Below are 13,322 nucleotides of genomic sequence, written 5' to 3' on the forward strand. Positions count from 1 at the left end.
CACTCAGTTGTGGAATTTCTGATAGCCCCCCCTTAGGCTTTTATTGTAAACTGATCAGCGGTTTTTCACAAAAGGTAACAATTCCGCTATGGGACTCTTTGATGGCCTTTTCCGTCGACGCAAGCAAGCTGAGCCCCGACCCAGCAAAGACTTTTTTCTTGATCCCGATGAAGCCAAAACCTACGGCAACATTGAGTATATGCGTACCCCCAGGGTCGTGAAAAAAACGTTCCCTGCGACTGGCGGTGCCAAAGAAGAAGTAGAAGTGGTGGAGTTGGTCTCCTCCATCGAAAAGGTGAATCCAGAAGCGGAAAACAAAGGTAAACCCGAACCGAGTGTCAGTGATATCAGGACGCCTCCAGCAGAAGAACAGGAACGCCGTCGCAGCGATCCTAACTTGGACTTCTTCCGTTCTATGGCCAAAGATCTACGCCGTGGCTAAAACCTAAAAACTTCTGGGGGTTGGTACTTGCGCATCCCAAGGCTGCCCCCTAGGATCAATACAGCCCTTTTCGCAAAGTCTCTCAGTCGCCACGGAACACTTTGGATGAACGACCTTTGGAGCAGTGCCGCGATCGCCTACCTACACTACCTCAGCTTCATGGTGGCTTTTGCTGCCCTTGTAGTGGAGCACCTCACCCTGCGCAAAGACTTAGACCTCAAACAGGCTTGGCGATTGGTGATTACCGATGCCCTCTATGGTATTGCTGCGGTGACCGTTCTTGGGACCGGGATTTTGCGGGTTCTCTATTTTGGCAAGGGCACTGAATATTATTTAGGCAACCCTGTCTTTCACCTCAAAGTCGGCTTATTCATTTTGGTGGGGTTATTGTCCCTTTATCCCACCATTTCCTTTCTGCTTTGGATTAAACCGCTGCGGGAAGAGAAAGTACCCACCCTCGAGTTGCCGACTGTGCAGCGTTTGACTTGGGTAATTCGGGCTGAATTGGCCTTTCTCAGCGCTATTCCCTTTTTGGCAGCGATGATGGCGCGGGGGATTGGTTTGGATTGGATTCAACGGTAACACTCTTCAGCAGGGGAGCGATCGCCCCTATGATAGATCCTGCTGCCACGGATAAAACGGATGAGTCATCCCACGATTGAGTCGATTCTTCAGGAAAATCGCCTTTTTTATCCCCCCGCTGATTTTGTGGCCAAAGCGCGGATCAATTCCCTTGAGGCCTATAATGCCCTCTACGAAAAGGCCAAAGCTGATCCCGCTGCCTTTTGGGGCGAATTGGCACAGCAGGAACTAGAGTGGTTTCAACCTTGGGATCAGGTACTGGATTGGCAGCCCCCCAATGCCAAGTGGTTTGTCAACGGCAAAATCAACATCACCTACAACTGTTTGGATCGTCACCTCAAGACTTGGCGCAAAAATAAAGCGGCGTTGATCTGGGAAGGCGAACCCGGTGATAGCCGCACCCTGACCTATGCCCAACTGCACCGTGAGGTGTGCCAGTTTGCCAATGTCCTCAAACAACTAGGGGTGAAAAAGGGCGATCGCGTCGGTATTTATATGCCGATGATTCCAGAGGCAGCCATTGCTATGTTGGCCTGTGCCCGGATTGGCGCGCCCCACTCAGTGGTATTTGGAGGCTTTAGTGCCGAAGCCTTGCGCGATCGCCTCATTGATGCCCAAGCTAAACTGGTTGTTACGGCTGACGGTGGCTGGCGCAAAGATGCCATTGTGCCCCTCAAGGATCAAGTGGATAAAGCGCTAGCCCATCAAGCGGTTCCCACCGTTGAAAATGTCCTAGTGGTGCAGCGCACCCAGCAGCCAGTCACCATGGTGCCCGGTCGCGATCACTGGTGGCACGCTCTGCAAAAGGGGGTCAGTGCCGACTGTCCTGCCGAACCTATGGACAGCGAGGATTTACTCTTTATCCTTTACACCTCCGGCTCCACCGGCAAACCCAAGGGCGTTGTTCACACCACCGCAGGTTACAACCTCTACACCCACATCACTACCCAGTGGGTCTTTGACCTCCAAGATACCGATGTCTATTGGTGTACCGCCGATGTTGGCTGGATTACGGGTCACAGCTATATTGTCTATGGGCCACTGTCCAATGGGGCAACCACCCTCATGTATGAAGGGGCACCCCGCGCCTCTAATCCCGGTTGCTTCTGGGATGTGATTGAGAAGTATGGGGTCACCACTTTCTACACGGCGCCGACGGCAATCCGGGCTTTTATCAAAATGGGCGAACACTTGCCCCGGGCACGCAACCTTTCCTCCTTACGCCTGTTGGGAACCGTGGGTGAACCCATCAACCCTGAGGCATGGATGTGGTACTACCGTGTCATTGGCGGTGAGCGCTGCCCGATTGTGGATACATGGTGGCAAACGGAAACTGGCGGCCACATGATCACCTCACTGCCGGGGGCAATTCCGATGAAACCCGGCTCTGCTACCAAGCCCTTGCCGGGGATTCTCGCTGATGTCGTGGACCTTGAGGGCAACCCTGTCGGTGTCAATGAGGGTGGCTATCTGGTCATTCGTCACCCTTGGCCAGGGATGATGCGCACTGTGTATGGCGATCCCGATCGCTTCCGCCGCACCTATTGGGAGCACATTCCACCTCGCAATGGTCAGTATTTTTACTTTGCCGGCGATGGTGCCCGCAAGGATGAGGATGGCTACTTTTGGGTAATGGGACGGGTTGACGATGTAATCAATGTCTCTGGCCACCGCTTGGGCACTATGGAAATTGAATCGGCATTGGTCTCCCACCCTGCCGTTGCTGAAGCCGCCGTTGTCGGTAAACCCGACGAGGTCAAAGGGGAAGAGATCGTTGCTTTTGTGATTCTTGAAGGATCGGCGACCCCCAGTGATGCCCTCCAACAGGAATTAAAGCAACACGTTGTCAAGGAAATTGGTGCCTTGGCACGGCCGGCGGAGATTCGCTTTACGGACGCTCTGCCCAAAACGCGATCAGGTAAAATCATGCGGCGGCTCCTGCGTTCTCTAGCCGCAGGTCAAGAGGTGGTTGGGGATACTTCAACATTGGAGGATCGCTCAGTGCTCGATAGGCTGCGCCGAGGGGCTTGAGAGTCTCCCCTATCAATGGCCTTATAATTGGTAGGTAATGGCAAGTGGCATCCGCACAAAAACGCTCGTTCTTTTAACAACGGCAGCCATTTTAGGCGGCGGTCTCTTGCTTTTTGAGCCACAACTGCCCAGGCCCAACAGCAGGGATACGCAAACCCACCAGCGCCTCTTTAACTTTCAAGAGGCGGATGTTGTGGCATTGAAAATTGTTGCCCCTGATTACAGCTTGAACTTGAAAAAGTTGGCGACAGGCAACTGGGTGATTGATCGGGAAAAGCAAACCCCCGCAGAAGAGGGCACAGTCGTCTTCTTACTAAACTTATTGGCCACAGGTCAGCGCGATCGCTCCCTCGACGTACCTACTGAACGTGCCAGAGATTATGGCCTTGCTCCCCCTCTGGCCACTGTGGATATCACCCTCAAAGACGGCCAGCAGCACCGTTTACACTTGGGGGACACCACCTTTGACGGCCTCAAGCTCTACGCGGAAATTGACCCTCCCTCAGAACCCCGCGAAAAAATGACAGTGACCCTCGTTCCCCTTGATCTCAAAAATGCCCTCCAGCGCCCTTTGAGGGAATGGGAGCGTCAGCAAGCAGCAAACTAAAGCTTGAGACGTCAGTCAATCCTAGCACGACTCACCAAAAGCTCGTCAGAATATAAAAGCGTAGTGAACTATCGAGGGGACATCAATCATGGGATTCTTTGGCTTTAAAAAGTTGACAATGCCTAGCCCCAATACTGCATTACCCGGCCGAGCGGAACCAATGCCTGTGCCAAAGGCTCACTTGGTTAATGGTCATCCCCTCACCCCTCCCTATCCCGAAGGCATGGAGTTAGCGATGTTTGGCATGGGCTGCTTTTGGGGGGCTGAGCGCAAGTTTTGGCAGGTGCCGGGGGTCTATGTTACCGCTGTGGGCTATGCGGGCGGCTATACCCCCAATCCCACCTATGAGGAGGTGTGCACGGGCATGACAGGTCACAATGAGGTGGTGCGGGTGGTCTTTGACCCCCAGAAGGTGACCTATGAAGAATTGCTCAAGGTCTTTTGGGAAAACCATGACCCGACCCAGGGCATGCGCCAAGGCAATGATGTGGGGACGCAGTATCGCTCCGGTATTTACTACTATTCCCCTGAGCAAAAAGCCCTGGCCGAGGCGAGTCGCGATCGCTACCAAGCAGCCCTAAAAGCTGCAGGTTACGGTACAATCACCACTGAAATTCTGCCAGCACCTGAATTTTACTTTGCCGAACCTTACCACCAGCAATACCTCCACCGCAATGTAAATGGCTATTGCGGCCTTGGGGGCACCAAGGTTCCCTACGAACTCATGAGTGCCACCCCCCGCATTTAGGGGAGATTGAGACGATAGGGCATACGGGGACGGTAAGCATCGCTAAAGTTGGTCTGATCGACAGTGGCATTGTTTAACCGTGCCCACTGCATATTGGCTTGCTCAAAGGTAGCACCGTTGAGATTGGCGCGGCGCAAATCCCCATAGCGGACATCGGCTCCCGTTAAGTTGCTATTGCTGAAATTGGCACGGCGAGCACGACTATGGCGCAAAACTGCACGGCTCAGGTTAGCACCCCTAAGATTGACCTCTTCTAGGTTGGCTCGTTCTAAATAGGCGGCGGTGAGGTTGGCATTACTCAGATTTGCCCCTGCCAAATTGGCCACCATAAGGTTGGCATCCTGGAGGTTGGCGCCCTCAAGATTGGCACCGCGCAAATTTGCCCCCGCCAAGTTATAGCCGCGCAAATCAACAGTCCGTAGGTCACAGCCGGGACAAGCATTGGTTTGCACAAGTTGTTGCATGGGGGAAGGCATGGCAAAGGCGGTATAGCTAGCGATCGCCCCACTAATCATTGCTGTTGCCATCAATACCTGTCGCTTCACATTCCCATCCTCCTGCCACGCTAGAGAGACTTTAGCACAGGTCCTAAGAATTTAACCTGCGGCGACTGGAGTACCGATGTCGTTGCTGCCAATCCTTAGCACTGCGAACAGCCAACCACAACAGGAGTAAGGCAATCAACCCACCCTGCTTGGGTGCCCTCAGGGCAAATAAAATTAACAGCACACACAGGATATCCTGCCCGACAATGACCCAACGGGGTAGCTTCCCTACCCGATAAAACCAGCCCACCTGCACCAATTGCAACACCAAGGCAAAAAGACCACTAAAGGTACCAATGAGCCACTGGGGTGTATCTGTTGCTGTTGCCACGGTCATGCCAAGGAGGGCACCCACAAGGGGGCTAAAGCACAGTTGCACAAGGATAATGAAGCGGTAGCCCCAGAGGTTCCCAGAAAGAAAGATCTCAAGGAACGACCAAGCAGCCAGCACACCAACTACCCAATAGGGGGAACAATGGCGCAACAAAGGTACCTGTGACCAGAGTTGTTCCCCCTGCAATAGACCTATCAACAGTAGGGGAAGTGCCAGGCGTAGTCCCCCTGCTGCTGCCGCTGAAAGAATGGCCAAAACCTCTAGCATGGTTCCATTGGTTTCAAGATACAGGGTAGGGTTGCCAACAGGCGATCGCACACCGTTTCCGGGGTATCTTCCACCGTAATCCTTAGCTCTAAGTCTGCCTGAGCATAGAGGTATTGACGCGCCTGCAGCAGTTCACGCAAGCGTTCCTCAAGAGGCTGTTCCTGCAACAGGGGACGTTCCCGATCTTGGCCCAGACGTTGACAGAGCACCGCAAGGGGGACATGAAGCCAGACCACAATACCGTGATGCAGATAACTCCAGTTCATCGGGTTAAGGACAATGCCGCCGCCTGTGGCCACCACCAAGTGGTGGTAACTGGAGACTTGTGCTAGGACCTGTTGTTCCAACTGCCGAAAGGCAGGCTCCCCCTCTTGGGCAAAGATCTCGCGAATCGGTCGTTGGCGAAACTCCGTAATCACAGCATCGGTATCCACAAAACCGTAGCCCAAGCGTTGGGCCAGGATGCGACCCGTGGTGGTTTTACCGGCACCCATCATGCCCACAAGATAGATATTGGCTCCCCCAAGGCGTTCTTGCAGTTCCATAGATAACCATTTCTCGACACCGCCAAATCAGCACTTTAACCTAAATATAGAGGTCTGCCCAGAATTTCCATGCCCCAGCCCAATCCCTACGTGACCCTACAGGTGGCAGTAACGGCCACCCAAGCCGAGATTAAGGCCGCCTATCGGCGCTTAGTCAAGCAGTATCACCCCGACTACCACCCCAGCGATCGCTCCAGCCATGAGCGAATGGCGGCCATTAACGCCGCCTATGAAATCCTGGGGGATGAGCAGTCTCGGCAAGCCTATGATGCCCAGCACCGCGTCCACCCCAAAAACGCTAGGCTCGATGTTCAGGGTTTCCAAGCTGCCGATCGCGAGCTAAGACAATGGCTGGCACTCACCTACAAGCCCGTGAGTCAGATCATTGAAGCAGTCTTGCGATCGCTCCCCCAGCAGATGGATGTCCTTGCTGCCGATCCCTTTGATGATGACCTCATGGATCAGTTCCTCACCTACTTGCAGGACTGTCGCCGCGCCCTTACCCGTGCCCGCTATACATTCCAAGCCCAACCCAACCCCGCCGCTGTAGCCAAGGTGGCAGCCCACCTCTATTACTGTTTGAATCAACTGGTGGATGGTCTCGACGAGCTAGAGCAATTTAGCCACAGTTACGACGATCGCCATCTGCATACGGGGCAGGAACTCTTTCGCATTGCCCATCGCCTCTTCGCAGAGTGTCGGCTTGTCCGCTAAACTAAAGAGAATCAGCATCCCAGCACGGCAGCAAGATTCAATCCCCGTTATGAAACATACCCTATCGGTTTTGGTGGAAGATGAGGCGGGTGTCCTCACTCGTATTGCCGGTCTATTTGCGCGGCGTGGCTTTAACATCGAGAGCTTGGCGGTAGGACCTGCGGAGCAAATTGGCGTCTCTCGTATTACGATGGTGGTGCCGGGAGATGATGCTGTCATTGAGCAGTTGACCAAGCAACTCTACAAGCTGATCAATGTCCTCAAGGTGCAGGATATTACCACAATTCCCTGTGTAGAACGGGAATTGATGCTCCTGAAGGTGAATGCCACCGCCAGCACCCGCTCTGAAATTTTGGAACTGGTGCAAATTTTCCGCGCTAAGGTGGTGGATGTGTCCGACGATTCGCTAATCATCGAGGTCTCCGGTGACCCTGGCAAAATGGTCGCCCTCGTGCAAATGCTGAATAAATTTGGGATTCGCGAAATTGCCCGCACCGGTAAAATTGCCCTTGTGCGCGAGTCTGGGGTGAATACAGAATACCTGAAGTCCTTGGAAGCACGGGTCTAATTGGCGGTGAAGTATCCCTGGTTAATGCTGGCACTGGGGGCGATCGCCCTCAGTAGTTGTACGGCAACCGAGGCTCCCTCAGCAAACAACAATACATTGCCCCTTGGGGTTGCCCTCGCCCAAACCGGTAATGCGGCTCTCTACGGCCAAGAGCAACTACAGGGGGTGCGAGTCGCCGAGGAGTTTTTTAATCAATCAGGCCAGATCAAGAAGCGAACCCTGCGGCTGGTGATTCAGGATACCGGCAGTGATGAGGCGGGGGCAGTCAATGTCTTTCAGACCTTGATTAATCGCGATCGCGTGATTGGTATTGTCGGCCCCACCCTCTCGCAACAGGCCTTTAGTGCCGATCCCATTGCCGAGCAAGCGGGTGTACCGGTTGTCGCCCCCTCCAATACAGCGCGTGGCATTCCTGAAATTGGTGCCTTCATTAGTCGCATCTCTGCAGGGGTGGAGGTAGTAGCGCCCACCGCGATTCAAGCGGCCCTTGAGATTAACCCCACCATTCGCCGAGTGGCTGTCTTCTTTGCCCAAGATGATGCCTTTAGTCGCTCAGAAACCGAGATTTTTCAAAAAGCCATTCGTGAGCATCCCAAGCTTGAACTGGTGAGTGTCCAGCAAACCCAAACCACTGATACAAATTTCCAAGCCCAAATCAATGCCACCCTCAGTGTCAAACCGGACTTAATTGTCATCTCTGGCCTAGCGGCGGACGGCGGTAACCTCATTCGTCAACTGCGGGAACTGGGCTACCAAGGGTTAATTTTGGGAGGGAATGGCATCAATACCGTCAACATCTTCCCTGTCTGTCGTCGTCTCTGTAATGGGGTCCTGGTGGCGCAGGCCTATAATTCCGAAAACCCCGCTCCGATGAACGTCAAGTTCCGCGACGCCTTTGCAGCCAAATATGGCCAACTCCCCTCTCAGTTTAGTGCCCAAGCCTTTACGGCGGTTCAGGTCTTTGCGGACTCCTTAGCGCGACTCTCTCAAGAAAAGAACTTGTCGGAATTGCCCCTTGCAGATTTGCGTCAGGCCTTGAACCAAGAGATTCTCAAGGGAGTCTATGAAACCCCCCTTGGAGAAATTCGCTTTACACCTCAGGGAGAGGTGCTGCAACGTTTCTTTTACGTCGGTCAGATTGAGATGAGTGAGGAGGGCCAAAGCGGAAAATTTAGCTTGGTGAAAAAAGTTGAACGACGCCCCTAGCGGGCAACCACCTCAGCAGCTTCACGAGGTTTCTTGCTCCGCCAAAGGAGGCGAATTGGGGTACCCCGAAATCCTAGCTGCTGCCGAATTTGGCTCTCAATGTAGCGGCGATAGTTATCCTTGAAGAGTTTGGCATTGTTAACAAAAATCGCAAATGTTGGCGGTTGGGTGGCAACTTGGGTGGCGTAGTAGATTTTGCCTTGGCGGCCTTGGCGAGTGGCGGGTGGGGTATGCCAGCGTAGGGCTTCTTGAATTGCTTCATTCACCACTGCTGTACTGACTCGGCGACGATGTTGTTCAACCGCCGCATCCACCACTGCAAAAATTTTGTCAAGGCGTTGACCCGTATGGGCACTGACAAAGAGGGCATCTGCCCACTCCAGAAAATGCAACCGCTGATATAGGCGATCGCGATAGGCGTTAATGGTATAGGTATCTTTGTCGGGGACGGCATCCCACTTGTTCACAATCAGCACACAGGCACGCCCCTGATCGGCAATGTGCCCTGCCAAGCGCTGATCCTGTTCGGTAATGTCTTCAAGGGCATCCAACACCAACAGCACCACATCGGAGCGGTGAATGGCCTTAAAGGCACGATGGACACTAAACATCTCGGGCCCATAGGCCACATGAGTCCGTTTCCGAATACCAGCGGTATCAATGAAGCGGTACTGGGTGCCCTCGTGTTCAATCACTGTGTCAATGGCGTCGCGGGTGGTACCTGAAATCGGACTGACAATGGCGCGATCGCTCCCAATTAGGGCATTGAGCAAGCTGGATTTACCCACATTGGGACGCCCCGCAATGGCCACCTGAATCTCCGGCGCCTCGGGAAGGGTTTCTGCTGCTGGCAGGTAGCTAATCAACTGATCCAGCAACTCGCCAGTGCCACTGCCGTGGATGCTAGAAATTGGGTAGGGTTGGCCCAGCCCAAGGGACCAGAACTCTGCCGCCTGCACCTGACCCATTTGGCGCGACTCGCATTTATTCACCGCCACTAAAACGGGTACGGGAAGCTGGCGCAACCAGGCAGCAATCTCATAGTCGAGTGCCGTAGGCCCGGCTTGACCATCTACTACAAAAATCGCGGCCGTGGCCTCCTGAAGGGCAAGCTCTGCCTGCTGACGAATCAGGGGCAAAAAGTCACTGTCATCATCAAACACTAAGCCCCCGGTATCCACGACCAGAAATTCCCGATCTTGCCAAAATGCAGGCCGGTAGGTGCGATCGCGAGTTACTCCTGGTTCATCGTGGACAATGGCATCCCGTTCACCGGCCAGGCGGTTCACAAAGGTTGATTTGCCCACATTGGGGCGGCCAACGACAGCAACAATCGGCAAAGCCATAGTCAGGAGTGGTCTTCGCAAATCATGGTTTGGGCAATGCCCTAGAGTTCAAGCTGGCTGCCCCGCTTGTATTGTTGGTACGCAGCAAAGAATAACCCTGCCAAGGTCACTGGAATCAGCCCTAAAACAATCCCACACAGTAAAGGCTCAATCATCGCTCGATCCGAACTCAACGATCACTTCATTCCCCACGATACACTATTTGATAAGTGTTGCATCGGCAGTTCCCTTCTGCAAGGGTTTTCCTCCCCGGCCAGAATCTCTATGTTTCGCCTTCCTCTGCTCTCCTTTATCCAGCTTTTTTTGCCGACAACTGCAGTCATTGCTGCTCTTTTGGTACCCCCTTACCTTAGCGAACGGCAGGCGCTTCTCAAGCAGCTTCGAGTAGACCAGGAAAGTAAATTAGAGCAGATTGACTTCACGCTAGCGAATACCCTCGCCAATGCTGTGAATGCTCCCAAAGGTTTGGCCAGCCTTCACCTTTGGCACGCGCTAATTGATGGCACCGCCAGGGAGGAGGAGATAGATCAAGAAGCGCGAGAAGTAGTGCAGGAATGGCACCGCTTTAAGGGGGATTACGATCTGCTTTATGTGCTCGATACCAGTGGCAGAATCCGTTTTCAGTGGAGTGCAACGCCCCAAATTAAGCCGCCTGCTCCGCTGAAGGCCATTCACCCCTACTGGCCTATCCTCCGGCAATTAACGCCTAATCAGGTGTTTGTCTCCCCGATGGAGGTTATAGAGACCCAAAGCCAGCGTTTTCCGTTGCCCGTGCTGTATGTTGGCGTCCCCCTATACCACCAGTCCACACCCAGGGGCGTGCTCGTTGTCCGTTACCAGGTTAACTCCCTTTTCCAAGCGCTACTGCGGACGTGTAGTGCCCAAAGAGGCTGGTGCCTGCTCGCAGACAATCGGGGCTATTGGCTTCTTGGGGAAGATATTCGCGAGCAGTGGGGATTTCATTTTCCTGACCGACAGCAGTTCACTGTCCGCCACCAGTACCCCCTCCTGTGGCAGCAAATGCAACGTCAGCCTAGGGGCAGCCTATTTAGCCCCGATGGTTTATTCGTCTATCAAAGTTTTTCTCCCTGGCAAGAGGACGAGACCCCTGCTGAGGGAGTAGTTTACTTATCTGGCTCCCAACCTAGCATTCGTTGGTGGTTGATTGCATTCCTACCCAACAGCTCTATAGAATTAGACCTTGACCGCTTAAATCGAAACTTCTTGATCTTTTTTGCTGCCCTGTGTATTCCAGCAGCCGTGGTTGTTTTACTCATTAGCCGCGATCGCCAACGCAAGCGCACTTTACAGAAACTCTTGGAAACCAGTGACGCCCGTTTTCGCAGTGTCAGTGAAATGGCACCTGTGGGAATTTTTACCCTGGATGCCCAAGGACAACCCACATTCCTTAACCGGCGGCTCCTGCAATTGTTGCAGGTTCCCACGGCCGAGGAAGCACAAGGACAATGGATAGAACGTCTTCACCCTGAGGATCGCGATCGCGTCTTGAAGGCGTGGACAGCATGCCAGCAGCAAAGGGTACCTTTTCATGAGAAATTTCGGATTGTCCATCACGATAACAGCAGTCACTGGATTAACGCCCGGATTATTCCCCTCCCGGAAAGCAGCGCCACAGATAGTTTCGTCGGCACTTGGGAAGATATCTCCCAAATGATGGAGCAGCAAAAACTCCTAGAGGCAGCGCGTCAAGCTGCTGAGGAAGCCAGCCGCGCCAAGAGTGAGTTTTTGGCCACCATGAGCCATGAAATTCGCACCCCCATGAACGCCATCATTGGGCTGACGGGACTACTGCTCGATACCCCCCTCAATCCCCAACAACAGGAGTTTGTCAATACCATTCGCGTCAGTGGGGATGCTCTGCTGGCGGTAATCAACGATATTCTTGATTTCTCAAAAATTGAGTCGGGTAAGTTGGAGCTGGAGAGCTATCCCTTTAATCTGCGCACTTGCGTTGAAGAAGTGCTCGATCTACTGGCAAGTCGTGCCGCCGAACGTGAGGTAGAACTTGCTGCCCACATTGACGCCGGGGTGCCTTGCGCCGTCATTGGCGATATGGGACGGCTGCGACAGGTGCTTGTCAATCTCATCGGCAATGCCATCAAGTTTACCCAAAAAGGCAATGTCACACTCTACGTGAAGGCAACGCCAACACCGATGAGTCAGTATGAGTTTATGCCCTCATATTACTCCTACTTGTTTGCCATTCAGGATACGGGCATCGGTATTTCTCCAGCCGGGATGAATCGCCTTTTCAAGCCCTTTAGCCAAGTGGATGCCTCAACTACTCGTCAGTATGGCGGCACTGGACTGGGTTTAGTCATCTGCCAACGCCTTGTGGAGCGGATGGGGGGACAAATTTGGGTAGAAAGCAAAAAGGCGGGAGAACCCCTCATCGTAGCCGGAACACCCCTGGCGGCCTATGAGTCAATTCCAATACCCGAGAGCGGCTCAGTTTTTTACTTTACAACGCGGTTTTTGCTCAATCCGAAGCCGGCACCAGAGCCAATGGATGATACTTGCTACCTTGAAAATCGCCGCGTTCTTATTGTCGACGATAATGCGACCAACCGCCAAATTTTAGCGCTACAAACCAAAAAATGGAACATGCAGGCCTTGGTGGCAGAGAGTGGGGCCAGTGCCCTTACTCTTCTCCAACAACAAGGGGTACCGGATGTGGCCATTCTAGACCTCCAGATGCCTGAGATGGATGGGGTTACCCTTGCTCGCCAAATCCGCACAGCCTACGGTCAATTGCCCCTGATTCTCCTGACTTCCCTAGGAAACACCCTGACAGAGTCAGAAAAGGCCCTATTCTGTACTCTAATCAGCAAGCCTGTGAAACAATCGACACTATACAATGCCCTGAATAATTTATTTTGCGAAAAGCAGAAAACAGCATTCCCCAAACCAGCGACAGCGCTATCCTTTGAAGACCTAAAAGCAGAACTACCGCCCCTGCGCATTCTCGTAGCCGAAGATAACAAGGTCAACCAGATGGTGGCGTTGCGGATTTTGGAGAAGTTGGGCTATCGCGGTGACATTGCCGCCAACGGTTTGGAGGTCCTGGATGCGGTGCAGCGGCAGCCCTATGATGTAATCCTAATGGATATGCAAATGCCGGAAATGGATGGCATTACGGCTACCCGAGAAGTAACTCAACTGTTTCAAGGGCTCAAGAAACCCCGTCCGCGAATTATTGCCATGACCGCCAATGCCATGGAGAGCGATCGCCAGCTTTGTCTCGATGCCGGCATGGACGATTATGTGAGCAAGCCTATTCACCTTGAGGAATTGGTGCGTGCCCTTCGCCAGTGTCAGCCCCTCCAGACCCCAACAACTTAACATCTAGCGATACACTAAAAAAAT

Annotated in this window: 14 protein-coding genes; 9 read left to right on the top strand and 5 right to left on the bottom strand. The window is 53.3% G+C overall.

Annotated features, from left to right (window positions below; all coding sequences use genetic code 11):
- The first annotated feature begins 88 nt into the window (after window positions 1–88).
- From Q0W94_RS09385 to msrA, 5 genes are all read left to right on the top strand, one after another.
- Window positions 89–442: a hypothetical protein gene (locus Q0W94_RS09385; RefSeq protein ID WP_297758246.1), complete on the top strand. Its 354-nt coding sequence runs from the start codon at window positions 89–91 to the stop codon at window positions 440–442.
- Window positions 443–547: 105 nt separating this feature from the next.
- A complete protein-coding gene (locus Q0W94_RS09390; protein WP_297758248.1) occupies window positions 548–1,024 on the top strand; it encodes a DUF2214 family protein in 477 nt (158 codons plus the stop codon).
- A gap of 60 nt (window positions 1,025–1,084) precedes the next feature.
- Window positions 1,085–3,055 (top strand): acetate--CoA ligase, encoded by a 1,971-nt coding sequence (gene acs / locus Q0W94_RS09395; protein WP_297758250.1) that lies wholly within the window; start codon window positions 1,085–1,087, stop codon window positions 3,053–3,055.
- Window positions 3,056–3,092: 37 nt separating this feature from the next.
- Complete coding sequence (locus Q0W94_RS09400; protein WP_297758253.1) at window positions 3,093–3,662, top strand: DUF4340 domain-containing protein; 570 nt, start codon at window positions 3,093–3,095, stop codon at window positions 3,660–3,662.
- Window positions 3,663–3,750: 88 nt separating this feature from the next.
- A complete protein-coding gene (msrA, locus tag Q0W94_RS09405) occupies window positions 3,751–4,410 on the top strand; it encodes a peptide-methionine (S)-S-oxide reductase MsrA (protein ID WP_297758255.1) in 660 nt (219 codons plus the stop codon).
- Here msrA and Q0W94_RS09410 read toward each other — a convergent pair.
- From Q0W94_RS09410 to Q0W94_RS09420, 3 genes are read right to left on the bottom strand one after another with little or no spacing between them, the layout of a single operon-like run.
- The gene (locus tag Q0W94_RS09410) at window positions 4,407–4,955 is read right to left on the bottom strand and encodes a pentapeptide repeat-containing protein (protein WP_297758258.1); all 549 of its coding nucleotides are present in this window, start codon (window positions 4,953–4,955) and stop codon (window positions 4,407–4,409) included. The two genes, msrA and Q0W94_RS09410, sit on opposite strands and share 4 nt — an antisense overlap.
- A gap of 43 nt (window positions 4,956–4,998) precedes the next feature.
- Complete coding sequence (locus tag Q0W94_RS09415; RefSeq protein ID WP_315863122.1) at window positions 4,999–5,556, bottom strand: DUF4126 domain-containing protein; 558 nt, start codon at window positions 5,554–5,556, stop codon at window positions 4,999–5,001.
- Entirely contained in the window at window positions 5,550–6,101 is a 552-nt protein-coding gene (locus tag Q0W94_RS09420; RefSeq protein WP_297758263.1) for a shikimate kinase, read from the bottom strand. The genes Q0W94_RS09415 and Q0W94_RS09420 overlap by 7 nt, the downstream gene beginning before the upstream one ends.
- 69 nt (window positions 6,102–6,170) lie before the next feature.
- Here Q0W94_RS09420 and Q0W94_RS09425 point away from each other — a divergent pair, with 69 nt between their 5' ends.
- The 3 genes from Q0W94_RS09425 to Q0W94_RS09435 are packed head-to-tail and all read left to right on the top strand — an operon-like array spanning window position 6,171 to window position 8,589.
- Window positions 6,171–6,815 (top strand): J domain-containing protein, encoded by a 645-nt coding sequence (locus Q0W94_RS09425; protein ID WP_297758267.1) that lies wholly within the window; start codon window positions 6,171–6,173, stop codon window positions 6,813–6,815.
- A 49-nt stretch (window positions 6,816–6,864) separates the two neighbouring features.
- Window positions 6,865–7,383, top strand: a complete 519-nt coding sequence (gene ilvN / locus Q0W94_RS09430; RefSeq protein ID WP_297758270.1) for an acetolactate synthase small subunit — start codon at window positions 6,865–6,867, stop codon at window positions 7,381–7,383.
- 6 nt (window positions 7,384–7,389) lie between these two features.
- Window positions 7,390–8,589 carry an ABC transporter substrate-binding protein gene (locus Q0W94_RS09435; protein WP_297762404.1) on the top strand — a complete coding sequence of 400 codons (1,200 nt, stop codon included), beginning with the start codon at window positions 7,390–7,392 and terminating at the stop codon, window positions 8,587–8,589.
- Here Q0W94_RS09435 and der read toward each other — a convergent pair.
- Both der and petG read right to left on the bottom strand, forming a co-directional pair.
- Window positions 8,586–9,935 (bottom strand): ribosome biogenesis GTPase Der, encoded by a 1,350-nt coding sequence (gene der / locus Q0W94_RS09440; protein ID WP_297758273.1) that lies wholly within the window; start codon window positions 9,933–9,935, stop codon window positions 8,586–8,588. The genes Q0W94_RS09435 and der overlap by 4 nt on opposite strands.
- 41 nt (window positions 9,936–9,976) lie before the next feature.
- Entirely contained in the window at window positions 9,977–10,090 is a 114-nt protein-coding gene (gene petG / locus Q0W94_RS09445) for a cytochrome b6-f complex subunit V (RefSeq protein WP_011056721.1), read from the bottom strand.
- A 109-nt stretch (window positions 10,091–10,199) separates the two neighbouring features.
- Here petG and Q0W94_RS09450 point away from each other — a divergent pair, with 109 nt between their 5' ends.
- Window positions 10,200–13,298: a response regulator gene (locus Q0W94_RS09450; RefSeq protein WP_297758276.1), complete on the top strand. Its 3,099-nt coding sequence runs from the start codon at window positions 10,200–10,202 to the stop codon at window positions 13,296–13,298.
- The last annotated feature ends 24 nt before the right edge of the window (window positions 13,299–13,322 follow it).

Source organism: Thermosynechococcus sp., from assembly GCF_025999095.1.
GTDB lineage: Bacteria > Cyanobacteriota > Cyanobacteriia > Thermosynechococcales > Thermosynechococcaceae > Thermosynechococcus.